This window comes from Aliivibrio friggae, assembly GCF_057368515.1.
The window spans coordinates 2,584,598-2,604,311 of sequence record NZ_CM170648.1 but is presented as its reverse complement, the minus strand read 5'-3'; the positions used below and the strand labels follow the sequence as shown (position 1 = coordinate 2,604,311).

At 40.0% G+C, this 19,714-nt stretch carries 16 protein-coding genes; 6 read left to right on the top strand and 10 right to left on the bottom strand.

Annotated elements, in window-relative coordinates; translation table 11 throughout:
- Positions 1 to 5: 5 nt before the first annotated feature.
- Positions 6 to 800, top strand: coding sequence for a 2-oxoadipate dioxygenase/decarboxylase family protein (locus AC2INI_RS12005; RefSeq protein WP_486304914.1), 795 nt, complete (start codon positions 6 to 8; stop codon positions 798 to 800).
- 69 nt (positions 801 to 869) lie between these two features.
- Here AC2INI_RS12005 and crp read toward each other — a convergent pair whose 3' ends face one another.
- The gene (gene crp / locus AC2INI_RS12000) at positions 870 to 1,502 is read right to left on the bottom strand and encodes a cAMP-activated global transcriptional regulator CRP (protein WP_005421074.1); all 633 of its coding nucleotides are present in this window, start codon (positions 1,500 to 1,502) and stop codon (positions 870 to 872) included.
- A 245-nt stretch (positions 1,503 to 1,747) separates the two neighbouring features.
- Between crp and AC2INI_RS11995 the strand changes: the two genes are divergently transcribed.
- Positions 1,748 to 2,149 carry an OsmC family protein gene (locus AC2INI_RS11995; RefSeq protein WP_122033735.1) on the top strand — a complete coding sequence of 134 codons (402 nt, stop codon included), beginning with the start codon at positions 1,748 to 1,750 and terminating at the stop codon, positions 2,147 to 2,149.
- A gap of 86 nt (positions 2,150 to 2,235) precedes the next feature.
- Here AC2INI_RS11995 and hslU read toward each other — a convergent pair whose 3' ends face one another.
- From hslU to priA, 5 genes are all read right to left on the bottom strand, one after another.
- The gene (gene hslU / locus AC2INI_RS11990; RefSeq protein WP_122033734.1) at positions 2,236 to 3,570 is read right to left on the bottom strand and encodes an ATP-dependent protease ATPase subunit HslU; all 1,335 of its coding nucleotides are present in this window, start codon (positions 3,568 to 3,570) and stop codon (positions 2,236 to 2,238) included.
- 22 nt (positions 3,571 to 3,592) lie between these two features.
- Positions 3,593 to 4,117: an ATP-dependent protease subunit HslV gene (gene hslV, locus AC2INI_RS11985; RefSeq protein WP_122033733.1), complete on the bottom strand. Its 525-nt coding sequence runs from the start codon at positions 4,115 to 4,117 to the stop codon at positions 3,593 to 3,595.
- A 190-nt stretch (positions 4,118 to 4,307) separates the two neighbouring features.
- Positions 4,308 to 4,883, bottom strand: a complete 576-nt coding sequence (locus AC2INI_RS11980; RefSeq protein ID WP_486304913.1) for an SPOR domain-containing protein — start codon at positions 4,881 to 4,883, stop codon at positions 4,308 to 4,310.
- Between the two features lie 174 nt (positions 4,884 to 5,057).
- Positions 5,058 to 6,065 (bottom strand): DNA-binding transcriptional regulator CytR, encoded by a 1,008-nt coding sequence (gene cytR / locus AC2INI_RS11975; RefSeq protein WP_122033731.1) that lies wholly within the window; start codon positions 6,063 to 6,065, stop codon positions 5,058 to 5,060.
- 193 nt (positions 6,066 to 6,258) lie between these two features.
- Positions 6,259 to 8,460, bottom strand: a complete 2,202-nt coding sequence (gene priA, locus AC2INI_RS11970; RefSeq protein ID WP_486304912.1) for a primosomal protein N' — start codon at positions 8,458 to 8,460, stop codon at positions 6,259 to 6,261.
- Between the two features lie 238 nt (positions 8,461 to 8,698).
- Here priA and rpmE point away from each other — a divergent pair, with 238 nt between their 5' ends.
- Both rpmE and AC2INI_RS11960 read left to right on the top strand, forming a co-directional pair.
- Entirely contained in the window at positions 8,699 to 8,917 is a 219-nt protein-coding gene (gene rpmE / locus AC2INI_RS11965; protein ID WP_122033730.1) for a 50S ribosomal protein L31, read from the top strand.
- Between the two features lie 198 nt (positions 8,918 to 9,115).
- Positions 9,116 to 10,363 carry a malic enzyme-like NAD(P)-binding protein gene (locus tag AC2INI_RS11960; RefSeq protein WP_122033729.1) on the top strand — a complete coding sequence of 416 codons (1,248 nt, stop codon included), beginning with the start codon at positions 9,116 to 9,118 and terminating at the stop codon, positions 10,361 to 10,363.
- Between the two features lie 94 nt (positions 10,364 to 10,457).
- Here the strand turns inward: AC2INI_RS11960 and AC2INI_RS11955 are convergent, their stop codons facing one another.
- The 4 genes from AC2INI_RS11955 to metJ form a co-directional block, all read right to left on the bottom strand.
- Positions 10,458 to 11,282 (bottom strand): MalM family protein, encoded by an 825-nt coding sequence (locus AC2INI_RS11955; protein ID WP_486304911.1) that lies wholly within the window; start codon positions 11,280 to 11,282, stop codon positions 10,458 to 10,460.
- 71 nt (positions 11,283 to 11,353) lie between these two features.
- Positions 11,354 to 12,697, bottom strand: a complete 1,344-nt coding sequence (locus tag AC2INI_RS11950) for a carbohydrate porin (RefSeq protein WP_486305728.1) — start codon at positions 12,695 to 12,697, stop codon at positions 11,354 to 11,356.
- A 396-nt stretch (positions 12,698 to 13,093) separates the two neighbouring features.
- The gene (locus AC2INI_RS11945; RefSeq protein WP_486305727.1) at positions 13,094 to 15,103 is read right to left on the bottom strand and encodes an alpha-amylase family glycosyl hydrolase; all 2,010 of its coding nucleotides are present in this window, start codon (positions 15,101 to 15,103) and stop codon (positions 13,094 to 13,096) included.
- Positions 15,104 to 15,231: 128 nt separating this feature from the next.
- Positions 15,232 to 15,552: a met regulon transcriptional regulator MetJ gene (metJ, locus tag AC2INI_RS11940; RefSeq protein ID WP_005421050.1), complete on the bottom strand. Its 321-nt coding sequence runs from the start codon at positions 15,550 to 15,552 to the stop codon at positions 15,232 to 15,234.
- A gap of 253 nt (positions 15,553 to 15,805) precedes the next feature.
- Here metJ and AC2INI_RS11935 point away from each other — a divergent pair, with 253 nt between their 5' ends.
- Together AC2INI_RS11935 and AC2INI_RS11930 are read left to right on the top strand one after the other, a co-directional pair.
- Positions 15,806 to 16,972, top strand: coding sequence for an O-succinylhomoserine (thiol)-lyase (locus AC2INI_RS11935; RefSeq protein ID WP_122033727.1), 1,167 nt, complete (start codon positions 15,806 to 15,808; stop codon positions 16,970 to 16,972).
- The gene (locus tag AC2INI_RS11930) at positions 16,972 to 19,389 is read left to right on the top strand and encodes a bifunctional aspartate kinase/homoserine dehydrogenase II (protein ID WP_486304910.1); all 2,418 of its coding nucleotides are present in this window, start codon (positions 16,972 to 16,974) and stop codon (positions 19,387 to 19,389) included. The genes AC2INI_RS11935 and AC2INI_RS11930 overlap by 1 nt, the downstream gene beginning before the upstream one ends.
- Positions 19,390 to 19,714: the final 325 nt, after the last annotated feature.

Below are 19,714 nucleotides of genomic sequence, written 5' to 3'. Positions count from 1 at the left end.
TAAACATGAATAATGTAAACTCTTTATTTTCGTCATTGTGGCAAGATTATATTGCGCGCTTATCCCCATCTGCTGGGAAGGTTCATCAATTACTATCTAATAACGATGAACTGATTAACGATCATATTGCGCTACGTACGTTTAATTTACCTAAAGTTGGACTACAGACTCTTGCTGCACCATTTTTAGCAATAGGCTATAAAGCGTGTGAGACTTATGACTTTGAAGCTAAAAAACTGAAAGCGCAGCATTTTGAACACCCAGATCCTAATGCACCACTCGTTTTTATTAGTGAATTATTAGTAGAAGAGCTATCACCTGAAATACAGGACATTATTCATGGCTTGGTTGAACAAGTACCAGCCCACTATTTTGCCACCAGTGATTTTCTTTCTTCCGGTAGGCCTTGGACATTAAGTTTCGAAGACTATCAAGTATTAGCGAAGGAAAGTGAGTACGCTTCTTGGTTAGCGGCTCATGGTTATGGCGCTAATCACTTTACGGTTTACGTTAATCAGCTTGAAGCCTTTGCTGAAGTGGTTGATGTGAACCAACACTTACGTGATGCAGGTTTTGCAATGAACGAAGTGGGTGGTGAAGTGAAAGGCTCTCCTGAGGTTTACTTAGAGCAGTCATCAACAATGGCGGATAAAGTGAAAGTGAATTTTACTGAGGGTGAGTTTGAAATTCCTGGTGGATTTTATGAGTTTGCTAAGCGTTATTCGCTACCTAATGGCAAGATATATACAGGATTTGTCGCTGCATCTGCTGATAAGATTTTTGAAAGCACAGACAGTTAATTCTAAAATTTAGGCATAAAAAAACGCAGCTCAAGGGCTGCGTTTTTATTTGTTTAAGGTAGCGTTAAATTAACGAGTACCGTAAACTACAATTGTTTTACCGTGTGCAGAAATCAAGTTTTGCTCTTCAAGCATCTTCAAGATACGGCCAACAGTTTCACGTGAACAACCTACAATTTGACCGATCTCTTGACGAGTGATCTTAATTTGCATGCCATCTGGGTGAGTCATTGCATCTGGTTGTTTAGCTAGATTCAATAGAGTCTGAGCGATACGGCCTGTAACGTCTAGGAATGCTAAATCACCTACTTTTTGGCTAGTGATTTGTAGACGAGTTGCCATTTGAGCAGAAAGACGCATCAGAATATCTGGGTTTACTTGGATAAGTTGACGGAATTTCTTAAATGAAATCTCAGCAACTTCACAAGGACTTTTTGCACGAACCCATGCTGAACGTTCTTGACCTTCTTCAAACAAGCCAAGCTCACCAATGAAGTCACCTTGGTTAAGGTAAGAAAGGATCATTTCCTTTCCTTCTTCATCTTTAATTAGTACAGCAACAGAACCTTTTACGATGTAGTAAAGAGTCTCAGCTTTTTCACCAGCGTGGATCAAAGTACTTTTTGAAGGATACTTATGAATGTGACAATGAGATAAGAACCACTCTAATGTTGGATCTGTCTGAGGTTTACCTAGAACCATACTTTATACTTCCTCTGCGTTTGCCAAGTAGGCGATGTCCATTTTAAAATAACTGAGCCAAATATCAGTTTGGCCTATACAATATGGTTATCGGAACAAGGCTGCATGTTCGTTGAGATAATTGATAAAATCATACCCTGTTTCGCCGTTGATTTCTTGACTTTGATCGTATGAAATGTGCGACCAAGGGCACAATTTCGTGAAATGGATCACGAGTTTTCCTTTTATATAGTAAAGAGGCTTTTATGAACGCTGAAGTTAAATGGATTGATGGATTTACTTTCTTAGGTCAATCTCAATCTGGTCACTCTGTTGTAATGGATGGTAATGGTGGAGAAAAGGCACCAAGCCCAATGGAATTAGTGCTAATGGCTGCGGGTGGCTGCAGTTCAGTTGATGTTGTTGATGGTTTGAAATCAGCAGATCAAGCAGTCACAGCTTGCATCGCAAAAGTATCAAGTGAGCGCAGAGCAACGGCACCAAAAATATTTACTCATGTAAATATTCACTTCGAAGTATCAGGTCATGATCTTGATAAGGCAGTTGTTGAGAAGGTGACTGCGGATTCATTACAAAAATATTGTTCTGTGTGTCTAATGCTGGGGGAAGGCATTGAAATGACACATTCTTGGGAGATTTTAGCTTAATCGCTATTTTTGATTAAATGACAATCAAGAAAAAGCCTTACTCATTTTATAGAGTAAGGCTTTATTTTTGGTGTGATAATTATTTATTACAGGATAAAGCGGCTTAAATCTTCATCTGCAACTAATTTACCTAAACGCAAAGTGACATAATCTGCATCAACCACAAGGCTTTCACCGTCTTTTTCTGATGCGTCATAAGAGATCTCTTCCATCAGACGCTCCATCACGGTATGCAGACGACGAGCACCAATATTTTCTGTGCTTTCGTTCACTTGGAATGCAGATTCAGCAATACGGCTAATCCCATCTTCAGTAAATTCAACATTCACATTCTCTGTCGCCAATAAAGCAATGTATTGCTCTGTTAACGATGCATTTGGCTCTGTTAGAATACGTTTAAAGTCATTAGCTGTAAGTGCTTCAAGCTCAACTCGGATCGGTAAACGACCTTGTAGTTCTGGGATTAAATCAGATGGTTTTGCCATTTGGAAAGCACCCGATGTGATAAATAGCATGTGGTCTGTTTTTACCATGCCGTGTTTAGTACTTACTGTGCTACCTTCAACTAACGGAAGTAAATCACGTTGTACACCTTCACGGGAAACATCACCAGACTGAGAGTTTGAGCCTTTACAGATCTTATCAATTTCATCGATAAAGACAATGCCATGGTTTTCAACATTGAAGATGGCTTGTTCTTTTAGCTCTTCAGGATTAACCAGCTTCACACCTTCTTCTTCAGTCAGTGCTTTAAGCGCATCTTTAATCTTCATTTTGCGCTTTTTAGTGGTGTCGCCGCCAGAAAGATTCTGGAACATGCCTTGAAGTTGGTTTGTCATCTCTTCCATACCAGGAGGAGCCATGATCTCTACGCCAACTTGAGGGGCTGCAACATCAACTTCAATTTCTTTGTCGTCTAGTTTGCCTTCACGTAATTTCTTACGGAAAGATTGGCGAGTGCCAGAGTTATTATCACCTTCTTCATTTTTACCCCATGCATCGCGTGCTGGTGGTAATAAAATATCAAGGATGCGATCTTCTGCTTGCTCTTCAGCGCGGAATTTTACTTTTTCTACCGCTTGTTGATGGGTCATTTTCATTGCCACATCAGTTAAGTCACGAATGATGCTATCAACTTCTTTGCCAACATAGCCAACTTCGGTGAACTTAGTCGCTTCAACTTTAATGAATGGCGCGTTTGCTAATTTAGCTAAACGGCGGGCAATTTCAGTTTTACCAACACCTGTTGGACCTATCATCAAAATATTTTTAGGCGTTACTTCAGAGCGAAGCTCAGGGTTAAGTTGCATACGACGCCAGCGGTTACGCAATGCGATTGCCACTGAACGCTTTGCTTTATCTTGACCAATAATATGGCTATCTAATTCGTGTACAATTTCACGAGGAGTCATCTCAGACATGGGTATTCCTTATTATTTGTCGTTAAACGTTCAGTTCTTCAACGGTATGATTATGGTTAGTGTAGACGTCAATATCGCCAGCAATAGTCAGTGCTTTTGTGGCAATTTCACGAGCATCTAAATCGGTGTTTTCTAGTAATGCCGTCGCTGCAGAGCGAGCAAAGTAACCACCAGAACCAATAGTTAATAGATCATTATCAGCATTGATTAAATCACCTGTACCACTGATGATTAAAGAGGTCGTTTTATCAGCAACGATTAACATTGCTTCAAGACGACGTAGAGTACGGTCACTGCGCCACTCTTTTGCTAACTCAACCGCAGCTTTAGTTAGGTTGCCTTGGTGCATTTCTAATTTACGTTCACACAGGTCGAACAGAATAAAGGCATCGGCAGTGCTGCCTGCAAAGCCAACAAGTACTGAATCATTGTATAGGCGACGTACTTTTTTAACGTTACCTTTGGCGATCATATCACCTTGAGATGCTTGGCCATCGCCAGCAACCACGACTTTGCCTTCACGGCGTACAGAAACAATTGTAGTCACGAGTAAAACCTCTTATTCGATAATGTCATTAATTAAAGCATGGCACCATCTTCATGATTATTACTACTGTAATGGGGGGAAGGGGAAGGGTTTTCAAGTTGAATGGATAGAAAAAAGGAGCACTCAATGCGCTCCTTTTTAAATGTGTGATGCTATTGGCGATTTTAATCGCTGTTCTTATGCTACGTGATTATTGATCTTTCCAAATTGCACAAGGCTCAATTTTAGCGCGTTGTAATTTATGGCGATCTTTTTCTGCATCACGTTTAAATTTGTATGGGCCAAGAACGACACGATACCAGCTGCTTCCTGATTTTTTTCGTACCGTTGAGCTTAAACCCTGAAAAGCGATATCCATTTTACGTTCTTCAGCTTGCGAGCTCGATTTATAGGCACCACATTGCATAATGTAAGGGATCTCTGAGACTTTCAGATCTTTTTGTACGACTTCAATTTCTTTATTTGGCAGTTCATCCATATAGCTCCATTGCTCTTCTGGCATTGGAGGGATATCTTCACTATTGGTTTTCTTTTTCGTTTTTACTGGAGCGACTTCCGTTACCGTTGTTTTTTTCTCTGGTGTTGGAGCGTCGTTTAAAAAGTAAAGTGCATAGCCAAAAACAGCAACTAAGAGGCCTGCAACAGCCACGGCTTTCCATGGCGTTGAACCTGTCGATACAGGTTGCTTAGCGCCTTTTTTCTTGGTTGTTTTTTTTGTCGCTTTCTTAGGAGAGCGTCCACGTTTTACGTAATCTTTATTAGCCACAGTTCTTTACTTTACTAGATTTTAAAGAGAGTAGTTCATGGTAATCAGTTGTATGAACTCATACCAGTACTTGTGTAAAAAAGTACGCAAAAAGTCACTATTTAGACAAATAGATTACTTTAAAGAACCATTTCTAATGAATCATTCTCATTATCTATCGTTTTAATCTTAAGTTTAACGATTTTTTGGTGGTGCGGTACTCTCTCTGACAACTAAAGATGATTCTAATAATCGCGAGCCTGAACGAACATCATTGCCTTTTAATAGCTCTAGTAGCATGAGCATGGATTGACGACCAATTTCATAGCGAGGCTGCGAAATAGTGGTTAATGGCGGATCGCAGTATTGTGAGAATTCAATATCATCAAAACCCATAATTGAAATATCTTGTGGAACACGAAAGCCCATCTGTTTTGCTTTTTGAATTGCGCCAATAGCCATGATGTCATTGTGACAAAAAACAGCCGTTGGTGGTGAAGAGAGAGAGAGTAGTTGAGTTATTGCTGCAGCGCCTGCTTCAAAAGTAAAGTTACCATAATGAATATAGGCATTATTCATTGCGATACCTGCGCGGCGTAAGGCTTGTTGGTAACCTTGATGTCTAAACTGACATAACGAAGAGCTTTCAGGGCCTGATAATTCAGCCACTCGTTTGTGACCTAATTTGGTTAGGTAGTTTACGGCTTCAAATGCGGCAGTGAGGTTATCGATATGTACGGTTGGCAGTTCGAGTTCTGGTGCATATTCACATGCCATTACAAGAGGAGGTAAGTTCTTTTGTTCTTGACGACTGGCATTAAAAGGAAGATCGGAACCTAGCAATACCATTCCATCCACTTGCTTAGTGTAAACAAGATTTACAAAAGACTGCTCACGTTTTTGTTGTTGGCTGCTGTCGCCAACTAAAATGACATAACCATTCTCTACTGCGGCGTCTTCAATACCTCGTAAGATGTCACTGAAGTAAGGGTCACAAATATCAGGAACAATAGTCACAATTGTTTTTGATTCATTACGGCGCAACGTACGTGTTAATGTCGTTGGAGAATATCCCGTTTCTGAAATGGCATCATCAACGCGCTTACGGGTCGATAGTGAAACCTTCTCTGGAGTCATTAACGCTCGTGATACGGTAGCTGTTGATACACCTGCCGATAAAGCAACATCCTTCATTGTCGCCATAATATTCCTCTCCCAACTAAAATTAAATCTAAAGTAAACGATTGCCTAATTATTTTAAGAGATATTTTATGTGCAAAATAAAGATTTAAATACGGGTGATTTAACAAAAGTTACATCTATATTGTGACTTGACTCACATGAAGGCCGATTGTTTTCTTTTTGTGCAAAAACAATCGCCATGTAATTCCTTAAATTAACTAAGGTCTTGTGGCTCTATATCTAGCGTCCAGCGAATTTTTTTTGCGAGAGGAAGCAATTCAATCGCTGTTTTTGCACCACGTAACATGGATTGCATAACGGTTCTATTCGGAGCTTGAAAAAGCAGTTGCCAACGGTATTTTCCAGCGCGTCGTGCTAAAGGTGCTGGAATGGGACCGAGTACAGGAGTTGCATCATGAAACTGTGGGTGACTTTCTAAAATATCACGCACTTGGCGTAGAAACTGTTCTACATTTTCATTGTTATTTGATTCTGCTCTAAACAGAGACAAATGGGTGTAAGGTGGCAATTGTGCAAATTTACGCTCTTGTAAAGCATACTCAGCAAAGTGCCCATAGCCTTGATGTAATAAGCTCTGTAATAGGGAGTGTTCAGGGTGGTGGGTCTGTAAAATCACTTCCCCTGGCTTACTCGCACGTCCAGCACGGCCTGCCACTTGAATAAATAACTGAGCTAGGCGTTCTGGTGCTCGAAAATCACTACTAAATAGCGAGCTATCGACATCAATTAGCCCTACCAAAGTAACATTAGGAAAGTGGTGGCCTTTAGCTAACATTTGAGTGCCAATCAGAATTTGATATTCATTATTTTTGATCGCTTCTAAATAATTCTCTAGGCTGCCTTTTCGACGAGTACTGTCTCTATCAATGCGTACCGTCTTGTACTCAGGAAATAAGTTCATTAACTGAGTTTCAAGTTGCTCTGTGCCGACACCAACTGAGATTAACTGAGTTGAGCCACATCCACCGCATTGATGCATAATTGGCTGTTGTGAGCCGCAATGGTGACAACGGATCTCGCTACTGTGCTGGTGGAAGGTGTAGAAAGCATCGCAACGTTTACATTCTGCCATCCAACCACATTCGTGGCACATTAAGGCAGGAGAGAAGCCTCGACGGTTTAAAAACAGCATGACCTGATTGCCTTCAGATAAGTGTTTTCTCATTTGAGCGATCAAGGGTGCAGATAATCCACTATTTAAATACAGGCCTTTTACGTCTAATACTCCATGACGAGCTGGAATTGCCGTACCTGCACGTTTCGTTAGTGTTAAGTGATGATATTTTCCAACTTTAGCGTTGTGTAACGTCTCTAGCGCAGGCGTTGCTGAACCTAAAATAATAGGGATGTTATCTAAATTGGCACGCATTACGGCTAAGTCACGAGCGTGATATCTCATACTGTCTTGTTGCTTATAAGAAGCATCGTGCTCTTCATCCACAATGATAATACCAAGATCATTAAATGGAGTGAAAAGGGCTGAGCGAGTGCCTATGATAATGCCAGCGTGATTGTCTCGTGCTGCCAACCATGAATTTAAGCGTTCAGTGTCATTTAGACCTGAGTGAATTACATCGACAGGAACATTGAAGCGACGTTTAAAGCGATTAATCGTTTGTGGGGTTAAGCCAATTTCAGGAACCAAAACCAGAGCTTGGCGACCTGCTTTTAGAATGGGCTCTAATAATTGCAAATAAACTTCGGTTTTTCCTGAACCTGTTACGCCATCTAATAAGTAACAGCCGAATTCAGGACTTGCATTGACGGTTGCAATCGCAATGGCTTGTTCTTCATTGAGTTGTGGTTTCTCTTGGGTAACTTCAACATTGCGCTGCCAATAACTCGGTTTTGGAGCAAGAGAGATCTCTTCTATCCAACCTTTATCTGCTACCGCTTTTAACGTGGCAGGGGTAATTTCTTCCTCAAGCATTTGTTCATGGCTGCATTGTTGATGGCGCACTAAATTGAGAGCTTTAGCTTGCTTAGGGGCACGAGTCAGTTTATTGAGATCTTGGTTTTTGCCTAGCTCAGTGACTTGCCATGCTTTTAATGCGGAAAAACTGGCTTCTCGGCCTTTACGTAACCATGCAGGCATTGCGTTAGCTAAGGTCTCCCCTAAAGGATATTGATAATAGGTACTGCTCCAATTAAGTAGCTTATAAAGATGAGGAGGCCACAATGAACTGTTATCAAGTACCGCAGCAATGCCTTTTAATTTTTCACGAGAAAATTCAGATTCATTACTGAGCTTCACAACGATGCCAATCAAACGTTGACGACCAAAAGGCACCTTTACACGACCGCCAATGGCAGGTGTTTGACCCGGTTTGATTAAATAATCAAAGGTGCGGTCAAGAGGAACAGGCAGTGCAATGTGGGCGATTGAATACGGCATGGCTAACATCAGTAAGGAATAAGATAGGGAATAGTCTACTCTTAGATAAGAATATCGCAACGGAGTAAAATAATCGGTGAAAAAAGTAACAGATTAGTTGATTGATCGTTCAGGATTCATTATTATACGCGACCTTAAGTAGGTGTAATCTGTTTACGCTTACTATTTTTGTTAAACTACGTGTGGTGTTCGGCTTAGATTCGGATGGCGACACGGCCTAAACTATAAGGTTTTCCCCATGAAAGTAGGTATCCACCCAGAATACAAAGCTGTTCAAGCTACTTGTTCTTGCGGCAACGAATTTGAATTCAAATCTGCGCTAGGCAAAGACACAATCCACCTAGACGTATGTGGCGAATGTCACCCGTTCTACACTGGTAAGCAACGTATCGTAGATACTGGCGGCCGTGTTGATCGTTTCAACAAACGTTTCGGTGCAATTGGTTCTAAGAAATAATTACCAATTTCCGATAAAAGAGGAGTCCTATAGGGCTCCTTTTTTTATGCCTGTAAAACAGCGTTTGACCATTTTATCCCTCATTCTTGTTGGTACGATGTGTATGCCAAGACTATGAAGTTTGAACTAGATCAACTATTATATAATTCACTGTTTTGAAACAATCCTCTTATAATTATTAGCATTCAGGAAAACATCATGTCTGACGACTTTCGCGAACAAGCTCTCCATTATCACGCTTATCCAACTCCGGGTAAAATTGAAATAGCACTGACGAAGCCTGCAAATACTGCAGAAGATCTAGCTTTGGCGTATAGCCCAGGCGTTGCTGAACCAGTACGTGAAATCGCAAAGAATCCAGACGATGTTTATAAGTACACATCAAAAGGCAACATGGTTGCAGTTATCTCAAACGGCACTGCTATTCTTGGTTTAGGTAACTTAGGTCCTTTGGCTTCAAAACCTGTTATGGAAGGTAAATCATTACTTTTCAAACGCTTTGCTGGTTTGGATTCTATTGATATCGAAGTAAAACACCGCACTATCGATGAGTTTGTTGATACGGTTGCGAACATCGCAGATACTTTTGGTGGTATCAACTTAGAAGATATCAAAGCACCTGATTGTTTTGAGATTGAACGTCGCCTGATTGAGCGTTGTGATGTACCTGTATTCCATGATGATCAACATGGCACCGCGATTGTAACAGCGGCGGGCATGCTGAATGCGATTGAACTACAAGGTAAAAAATTAGAAGATGCGATCATCGTTTGTCTTGGTGCTGGCGCTGCTGCAGTTGCGTGTATGGAGCAATTGATCAAGTGTGGTGCAATGCGTGAGAAGATCTACATGTTGGATCGTAAAGGCGTAATTCACACTCGTCGTGATGATATTAATGAATACAAACAACGTTTTGCTAATAACACGGATAAGCGCACGCTTGAAGATGTTATTGAAGGTGCAGATTTATTCTTAGGGGTATCAGGTCCAAACCTATTACCACCTGAAGCGTTAAAATTAATGGCAGACAAGCCCGTTGTATTTGCATGTTCAAACCCTGATCCAGAAATTAAACCTGAACTTGCTCATGAGGTTCGTGATGATTTAATCATGGGTACGGGGCGTTCAGATTATCCAAACCAAGTAAACAATGTGCTTTGTTTCCCATTCATTTTCCGTGGTGCATTAGATGTTCGTGCAAGCGTGATTAACGATGAGATGAAGTTAGCTGCAGTTGAAGCGATTCGTCAGTTAACAAAAGAGCCTGTACCTGCTGAAGTATTAAAAGCCGCAGGGGTTGATGCGCTAGAGTTTGGTAAAGGTTACATCATTCCTAAACCAATGGATCCTCGTCTACTTCCTCGCGTTGCTAAAGCAGTAGCACAAGCAGCCGTTGATTCAGGCGTAGCACGTATTGAAATGCCAGAGAACTACATGGAAGCGTAAAAGTCGCTTTTGTCTTTCTTGTAAGCATAAAAAAGGCTTCCTACATCGTTTGATGAGGAAGCCTTTTTGTTGGGGGTTCGTTAAAAAGTAATAATTATTTTTTACTCTCTAATGCGTTAACAAAAACAGTTTCAGCGTTTTTAATTCCTAATGCTTTAGCCTCTTCTAATAAGGCAAGAGCTTTGGTGATATTATTTGTATTTACAGCTTCAATAATGGCATTTTGATAAAATGTTTGAGTTTCTGGTTGAGCTAAGGCAGTAATAGGTTTTACTTGTTTTTCTGGTACTTTATACGCCTGTAGAGACAGTGTTTTTACTGATAATTTTAGCTTTCCAAAACGCTCATATTTATAAGTCGGATCGGTCACCATTGGCATTGCTTCACCTAGTTCTTCAGCTCTGACCCTTGCTGGGTGCTTTATTTTTATTGATTGGCCTAAATAAGCTTCCGATGAATAAATAATAAAATAAGGTGTTTTTGTAGCATCAAGGTCAAAATTTAATTGAAATTGAGTACGAGTAAAAGCATCAGACGTTTTAATGTCAAATTGGTCTAAATTTGTCGTACTAACAATTTTGAATTGGTCATCAAGAGCAATTAGCTTCGGAGCAACTACCGAGTCGTTGATCATTAAACTAGACAGACGTAATTGCACTTTTCCTGAACGTTCTGATAATTTAAAAGCATTAAAATAGCTATTTCCATCAGAGAAATGACCAATAGGAGAATCAGTATCTAATTGAAAGTCGAACTCTTCCGTGTTGCTAAGTTGTATCCATGGAAATTGTGAAAAATCAGAGCAACATACTTCAGAGGAAGCAATTGGAACTATTGGTTCTTGAATGACTTTAGTTGAAGTACACGCGGTTACAGAAAGCCCGACAAGTAAGCTAAGTAATAATTTTTTGGTGTTCATCAAGACTCTCCATGATTCGATAAATAAACGCAAAAAGGCAGCCGATATGGCTGCCTTTAATTTTAAAGCAATTAGAACCAAATTTCAGTGTGAATACCAACAACAAATTCGCTACCGTCGTTACCATTCAACTCTAAACCACCTGCACTTTCATCTTCAGTGTGATAATAGGTTACATATGGTTTAATTTGTGGACGACCAAAGTAGTCGGCATTGACTGTAAATGGTAATGCCACTTCTGCCATGTAGTACATATTATCATCTTGGCGACCCCAAGATTGTCCATCAGCTAGTGTTTCCGAAGAAACACTACCGGTCATTTCAAAACGTAGGTTATCATTAATCTTATACGATGGACGAGCAGCAAACATGATTCGAGTAAAATCATCTTGGCCATATATTTCCTCTGTAGCCCAATAGGTAAATTCAGTACCTAATTGCCAGTTTTTAGAAAGGTTAGCTACACCATATGATGTGAAGAAAAGGCTATTTGAGTCATCAGTAAATGTACCATCACCACTCCATGAACCAAAGTTTACACCTCTATTAGCTGCCACACCTTGCCCATATGCTAAACCTGTCTGAGACCAACCATCGAAACCGTAAAAATCACGGTTATATGTAATTGCACCACCAACTCCAGTTTCAGCTTCACCACCAGTTTGGTTAGCTTGGCTCATGAATTTTAAATCGAAGTTAAAGCTACCACCTAGCGCTTCAACCCCATAGTAGTATAGGTTATAAGATGTAACAGTTTGACGGTCATTATTTACATCATTATTTATTTCATCATTCATATCTGCAGAAACAACAGCAAATCCTGTTGTATGACCTGCGAGTTTAGATTGTATACCTGCACCTAAACCAGATGTTTGGTTCCAAAATTCACCTGATAAAAGGCCCGCTGAACGATTTAAATAACGATGACCACTCCAAATTGATGTGTCGTCACCTAAATAAGATAAGCCACCAATTTCAACAAATGCTTCTTTTACTTCAAGTTGTGCTTGGTCATTCTTTTTTTGTGAACCTTCTGAACTGTAAGCGAAAGAATTACCATTACCATACTCAGTTCTTAAAACAAAATCAGACCAAACACCGTTTTGATGTTCTGTATGTTTTTTTAATACGAATTCAACTTGGTTAGTGCTTTTTCCTGAAGTACCAGCAGAATGATAATTGGTTTTACCAAATTCAGAATTAACCGTTTCACCATCTTGTAGTCGATAATTAAAAGAGCCGTAACCGTGTACTTCCCAACCATCTGTTAATACATCCGTTCCATTTACTTTTTCAACTTTAGGTGCGGCTTCATCACCAGAAATTACATCTAAAGCAACTTCTGTTTCAGCAAATGCAGCACCAGAAAGTAATGCTGTAGAAACAGCGGCAGCAAGTAATGTGTATTTATTCATTTTCATCTTAAAATCCTATTTCCTTTTTAAAGGATATTTTGATTTGAAAATGTTTACTCAACTAAGGCAGTGTAGGGAAGAAAAGTAAACATCGTCGTCGTTATTGAACGAGAGACAGATTAAAAATAAATCACGATATTTAACTCCTCCTCTTTTTATAAAAGAGAGGGCGTAGAGTTAGGGATGAGAAAAATTAGCTATAGGTCTTCTGTTGATAATAATCACACTTGGTAGGATGTATTCAGAGCATAAATGAGATAATGCTCACGTGCGAAGATATTTCAAAATAGGAATTAATGTAAAAATGGAGGGAATAAAGAAAATAGGAAATAATCAGAAATGTGATCTAGCTAATGATAGACCTCATTAGCTAGAAGTAGTTCAGTTTATATTCATTTATTTACACTTCGAAATCATCATCGATTTTGGTTCTCCTTGAGGGGTAAACTTTAAACTCCATACATAGTTACCATCTTCAGGAAGATAGATCGCAGTATCTTGGCCGTAGCCACCGTTAATTAATGCATTCAATTGGCCTAATTTTGGAGATAATCCCTCAGCAGTATATTGAGCTCCCCAATCTCTTGTTGCGTATTGCATTTTATAAGAGCCTCGTTTTTCGTTTATCACAACTTGATAGGTGTCGTTCCCTTTGTATTGATAGGCTCTAGGTTCTTTATGACCCCAGCGAGAATCTGAGAAATCACCTACAAGATATAGAGTGTCTTTGATTGGAGCGTTAGTGGTGGGTATTGTCGGATTATCACATTGGGCCATAAAACCACTACCATACAGAGCAATTTCTTTTACTGTTGCTTTAGGACCGATAGAGTTTGGTTTTTCTATCTTTAAAAATCGGCTTTCAAAGTTAGATAGAGGAATTGTATATACACCTTCGTTAGGGCTAAATATTTGGCTTGTTAATAAATCGACTAAATTACCTTTTGATCCTATCTGTTCAGCTTCAAGATAAAGCGTTTGGCTTTGCTCTTGAGTGCTAACCATGAATAGAATCGTATTATTTTCTGCTTGCTTATGATCTACATATACCGCCTTATTAGCGATAATATTGGTTCTGACGCCTTCCGATAATGCAGGGTTTTCAATACGTAAAGTCATTAGCTTTGAGACGTAGGTTTTTAGCTTAAGTTGGTCAGGTGTTAGTGTTGCGGTAAGGCCATCAATTTTGGCGGATGAGCGAGCGATATGATCATCACATAATCCTTTAATAGCACAGGTATCTTTATTTTCTTTGTTAGAGAAACCATCAACTTGATCGCCAATTTCATCTCCGTAATAAAGAGTGATAGGACCGCTATAAGCTGCTTGAAATGAAAGGGCTGCTTTGTGACGTAACCAATAATTATTGTCACTTGGTTCTGCAATATCACCACGTTGTAATAAATCACCAAAGCGAACCACATCATGGTTACCTAGCATTAGATTTGGAGTTGCGTGTGAAGGGTAGAGTTCATGCATTTGCATTCCCTCGTTAAGCCAATCACCTCCTTTATTTCCTATTCCACTCTCATTGACGGCGAAGGTCTCGGTAATACGAAAGCGTAAGGGAAAATCAAATGCCGAACAAAGAGCTGGATTGTTCTCCTCTCCGTATCCGGTTTCTGTAATGTAGTTTTCGTTATTCCAGATCTCAGCCACCATGTAACCGAGCGGGTTAACTTGTTCGCCTTTATTATTAATATACGTCGTATTTTGTGATGCGGTATCAACGGCTTTTCTAATGTTTATCCAAGATTCAGTAGGTACTTGGTAAGCTTGATCTAGTCGCCAACCATCAATATTTAATTCAGTGATCCAATATGCAGCTACTTCAGAGTAAAAATCTTCGCTCTCAGGGTAATCAACAGGATTATTACTCCCACTCGGTAGTAAGCCTGATGGTGATGGCTTAATTAGGCCTTCTTTATGGTGACCAAATACACCATCAAATAAGACATACATTCCGCGTTTATGTGCTTCTTCTACTAATTCTTTTGCTTTTTCTAATGTGCCAAAGCGAGGATCAATTTTGAAGAAATCAGTCGCGAAATAGCCAGTAGCATCTAGTTTATCAGCCCAATGCTCTTGGCCCTCAATTGGTGCGGATTCAAAAATAGGTGTCATCCAAATGGCGTTCATGCCTAATGATTGAATATAATCTAATGAATCAATGATCCCTTGTAGATCACCATTATGATGACTCGGGCCGTAACCTGTGCCATGACCAATGCTGTTATCACCATCAACAAAGCTTTCCACCATGATTTGATAGATGCGTAAATGATTACTTTCTTCCATCATTTGAGGATTACATTGATAAGTTGAGGTTATTTGTGCTGTTTCTGAGGTTGAGGTACAGGCGCTCAATAGAGAGGTAATAGCGAGTGCTATCGCTGTTTTTGCCATGTTATTTTTCACAGTAAGTCCTTTATAATTATAGTAGGGTACTGTGATTATTTATTAAGCAAGTAGAAATGTAATCCTCCTGATTTATAAAAAATAAGGAGGAGGTAGGAGGTGGAGATGAAAGTTATTTACTCTTCATCAAATGCTTCGAACTCAATACCCATTGCAGTCATTAAGGCCTTTGCTTCTGCTGGAATATCATCTGGGCGATCTTTACGTAAGTCTTCATCTGTTGGTAAAGGTTGGCCAGTGTAAGCATGAAGGAATGCTTCACATAATAATTCGCTGTTCGTTGCGTGACGTAGGTTACTTACTTGGCGACGCGTACGTTCATCAGTAAGGATTTGTAGTACCTTTGTTGGAATAGAAACAGTAATTTTTTTTACTTGTTCGCTTTTCTTACCGTGTTCGGCATAAGGACTTAAATAGTCACCATTCCAATCAGCCATTGTTCACCTTCGTTCTGGATTATTGTTGTTTAAAATACGATAGGCTAATTCTAGCGATATTTACGGCTATAAGCAAAGATATATAGACGTCTAGAAGTATTGACGTCTCATTTTGTGATGGTAAAGTAGAAGAATATAACTTATGGATTAGATTATATCAGTCATCTGAGATAGATGAGTAGAAAATTACCGCTTTATATCTCATTAAGGTGATTGGTATCAGACCACTGCCTAGCAGTTTGGAAGGGAAATTATGAGCGAGAGAAAACCTGCAACTATTGCTGTTCGTACCGGTATTGAGACTGACTCACAACACAATGCGGTTGTACCTCCTATCTACTTATCAACTAACTACAGCTTCCCTGAATTTGGTGATGTACCAAAATACGATTATGCTCGCTCAGGTAACCCAACCCGAACTCAATTAGAAACCACTTTATCTGATTTAGAGTGTGGTGCTGGTGCGGTTGTTACAAACTGCGGAACTTCAGCACTTAATCTAATGGTTTCAGCTCTGCTTGGCCCAGATGATCTTATTGTTGCGCCTCATGACTGTTATGGCGGTACGTATCGTTTATTTAATACTCGTGCTAATAAAGGTGACTTCAAAACTCTATTTGTCGACCAATCTGATACCGACGCACTTGATGCTGCGATTGCTAAAAAGCCAAAGCTTATTCTATTAGAGACCCCTTCTAATCCATTAGTTCGAGTGGTTGATATTGCTGAGATTTGTCAAAAAGCTGCAAAAGTCGGCGCTTTAGTCGCTGTCGACAATACCTTCCTTTCTCCTGTATTACAGCAACCTCTAACTTTAGGTGCTGACTTTGTCCTTCATTCGACAACCAAATACATTAACGGTCATTCAGATGTAGTTGGCGGTGTATTAATCGCTAAAACACAAGAACACGCAGATGATCTTGCGTGGTGGGGAAACTGTATTGGTGCGACGGGAACGGCTTTTGATAGCTACTTAACCTTACGTGGAATTCGTACCCTTAGTGCTCGTATGCGAGTACATGAAGAGAATGCAATGGAGGTGCTTAAGTGCCTTCAAGAAGAAGCTTTAGTAGGAACAATTTATCACCCAAGTTTACCTGAACATCCAGGACATGAGATTGCAAAGCGTCAGCAAGCAGGCTTTGGTGCGATGTTAAGTTTTGAGCTAAATGGATCACTAGAACAGCTGAAAGTGTTTGTGAAAGAGCTAAAATATTTCTCTTTAGCAGAATCTCTTGGTGGTGTAGAAAGTTTGATTGCGCATCCAGGTACTATGACTCACCGAGCAATGTCAGATGAAGCACAAGCCGAAGCGGGTTTAGTTCCAACACTGCTACGTATTTCGGTTGGATTAGAAGACAGCCGTGATCTTATCGCGGATCTGAAACAAGCCTTCGTTATCGCTGCAGAGGTGAAGTAATGACAGGATTAGTACCACGTCAATTACATAAGTTTGGTGGTAGCAGCCTTGCCGATCCAGAATGCTATCGCCGTGTCGCGACTATTTTAAAAGAATACTCAAGCGAGCATGATCTGGTTGTCGTGTCTGCTGCGGGCAACACCACAAACCGAATTTTAGAATGGTTTGATGGTTTATTAAAAGATGGCCGATTAGCACATGAAGTCTTGGAGTCTTTACGAAAGTACCAACAAGAGCTGATTTCAGAATTACTTAGCGCTGAAAATGCGGAGCCATTACTTGAACTACTGCATAAAGAACTGATTGCTATTGGTCAATTGCACGCGCCATTAACTGAAGTTCAACAGGCTGATGTTCTTGGGCATGGTGAGGTATGGTCATCTCGACTGCTTTCTGCGTATTTAAATCAAATAGATTTACAGGCAGCGCCACTCGATTCTCGAACTTTTTTACGTGCGGAGCGAGCTGCTCAACCTGAAGTAGATCGTTCACTGTCGTGGCCACTATTTAAAGAGCAAATGGCTCAGCATCCTCATGGACGAATCGTGATCACCGGCTTTATGGCTCGCGATCAAAAAGGAGAAACCGTTCTACTTGGTCGTAATGGCTCTGACTATTCAGCGACCATGATCGGGGCATTAGCTGAAGTCTCTCGCGTTACTATTTGGAGTGATGTCGCTGGGGTATTTAGTGCCGATCCTAGAAAAGTGGCAGATGCTTGCTTATTGCCTTTGCTTCGTTTAGATGAAGCGAGTGAGTTGGCTCGATTAGCAGCACCAGTATTACACAGCCGAACCCTGCAACCTGTTGCTCAAAGTGCATTGGATTTAAGCTTACGTTGTAGTTACCAGCCAGAATCTGGCTCGACTCGTATTGAACGTGTATTGGCTTCTGGTCGTGGTGCAAAAATTGTTACCTCATTAGAAGATGTGTATTTGATCCAATTAGGTTTTGGTCGTGGACAAGATTTTGAACGTGCGAAACAAGAGGTACTTTCTCTTCTTACTCGTTCTCAACTTCAACCTTTGGCATTAGAAGCGCAGGCTGATCAGTTTACGCTATTACTTACTTATACCTCAGAAGTCGTTCATGAAGCATTAGAGGTGTTACAGAACTCTGCGGTTCATGCTGAAATCAAGCTTAAAGAAGGCTACTCGATGATTGCGGCGGTTGGTGCTGGCGTGACGAGTAATGCGATTCATAGTCATGGTTTTTACCATCAATTAAAGAACTGCCCATTAGAGTTTGTGTGTGAATCTGAATCTGGTTTAAGTTTGGTTGCGATATTACGTAAAGTGGATACGACGCCAGTAATTAATGATATCCATACTCACTTATTCCAAGCTCAAAAACGTGTTGCGCTTGTATTGTGTGGGCATGGCAATATTGGCTCTCAATGGCTGTCTCTTTTTACTGAGCAAAAACGTAACCTTGAAAAACGTCATGGTATGCAGTTTTCACTTGTTGGTGTCATTGACCGTCATCGTCATTGGTTAGATTTTGATGGACTAGATTCAACGTCAGTAGTTGAAAAATTTGATGATGAAGCGATTTCATATCAGAATTTTGATTGGATAGAAAAGCTTGGATTAGTTCAAGGCTACGATGATGTTGTCGTGCTTGATGTCACCGCAAGTGCCGAGCTGTCACAACAATATACGAAAATTGCAGAGCAGGGGATTCATCTTATTTCTGCAAACAAAGTGGCGGGTTCAGCGCCAAGCGAAGAATATCAAGCAGTGGTGGATGCGTTTGCAAAAACAGGGCGTCACTGGTTGTATAATGCAACAGTAGGCGCCGGTCTTCCTATTAATCACACCGTTAGAGATTTACGAGAAAGCGGTGATGAAATAGTTGCGTTATCAGGCATTTTTTCTGGAACTTTATCATGGTTATTTCAACAGTATAATGGTGATGTCCCTTTTACTGAGTTAGTCGATCTGGCTTGGCAACAAGGCTTAACTGAACCGGATCCTAGAAATGATTTAGATGGTTCTGATGTCATGAGAAAATTGGTGATCTTAGCGCGTGAAGCTGGATTGAAGATTGAACCAACGCAAGTAAAAGTTGAGTCTTTGGTTCCTGCGGAGTTAAAAGATGTTAGCTTGGATGACTTTCTCGCAAAAGGAGAGCTAATTAATCTTGCCTTGCTTGAGCGTTTAGAGAAAGCACAAAAAGAGCAAAAGGTTTTGCGTTATGTTGCTCGTTTAAACAAAGATGGGAGCGCTACTGTGAGTATCGAAGCACTTGCAGAGCATCATGCATTAGCTAATTTACTCCCTTGCGATAATATCTTTGCCATTGAAAGCAAATGGTATAAAGATAATCCATTAGTTATTAGAGGACCTGGCGCAGGTAGGGAAGTAACGGCGGGTGCAATACAATCAGACTTAAATCGAATATCGTCACTTTTTTAACATAATTGATTGATGTTTCTTATTATTAAGCCATGCAATATTGCATGGTTTTTTTTGGTTTGTAGGAAAAAACGGATTCAATATGGCTTTAGATAAATTTATATTTATTGCTAATTATCTGATCCATAAGTTTTATTTTGTTATTTAAATTCATTAAGCATAAATTAAAATTAAAATTCTGTAGGTGCTATGGATTTTGTAAATCTATTCAGTAATGATGATTAAGAACTGGCTAACATATATGAGATCAATATCTCGAAATAATAATAAAAATATGCAGCCATGATTAACTATTAATTTGAATAAAATTGCCGATTGGCCGATT

Coding starts and splice junctions, on each gene's coding strand:
- AC2INI_RS12005 (WP_486304914.1), top strand. CDS start 6: ATGAATAATGTAAACTCTTTATTTTCGTCATTGTGGCAAGATTATATT.
- crp (WP_005421074.1), bottom strand. CDS start 1,502: ATGGTTCTAGGTAAACCTCAGACAGATCCAACATTAGAGTGGTTCTTA.
- AC2INI_RS11995 (WP_122033735.1), top strand. CDS start 1,748: ATGAACGCTGAAGTTAAATGGATTGATGGATTTACTTTCTTAGGTCAA.
- hslU (WP_122033734.1), bottom strand. CDS start 3,570: ATGTCTGAGATGACTCCTCGTGAAATTGTACACGAATTAGATAGCCAT.
- cytR (WP_122033731.1), bottom strand. CDS start 6,065: ATGGCGACAATGAAGGATGTTGCTTTATCGGCAGGTGTATCAACAGCT.
- priA (WP_486304912.1), bottom strand. CDS start 8,460: ATGCCGTATTCAATCGCCCACATTGCACTGCCTGTTCCTCTTGACCGC.
- rpmE (WP_122033730.1), top strand. CDS start 8,699: ATGAAAGTAGGTATCCACCCAGAATACAAAGCTGTTCAAGCTACTTGT.
- AC2INI_RS11960 (WP_122033729.1), top strand. CDS start 9,116: ATGTCTGACGACTTTCGCGAACAAGCTCTCCATTATCACGCTTATCCA.
- AC2INI_RS11955 (WP_486304911.1), bottom strand. CDS start 11,282: ATGAACACCAAAAAATTATTACTTAGCTTACTTGTCGGGCTTTCTGTA.
- AC2INI_RS11950 (WP_486305728.1), bottom strand. CDS start 12,697: ATGAATAAATACACATTACTTGCTGCCGCTGTTTCTACAGCATTACTT.
- AC2INI_RS11945 (WP_486305727.1), bottom strand. CDS start 15,103: ATGGCAAAAACAGCGATAGCACTCGCTATTACCTCTCTATTGAGCGCC.
- metJ (WP_005421050.1), bottom strand. CDS start 15,552: ATGGCTGATTGGAATGGTGACTATTTAAGTCCTTATGCCGAACACGGT.
- AC2INI_RS11935 (WP_122033727.1), top strand. CDS start 15,806: ATGAGCGAGAGAAAACCTGCAACTATTGCTGTTCGTACCGGTATTGAG.
- AC2INI_RS11930 (WP_486304910.1), top strand. CDS start 16,972: ATGACAGGATTAGTACCACGTCAATTACATAAGTTTGGTGGTAGCAGC.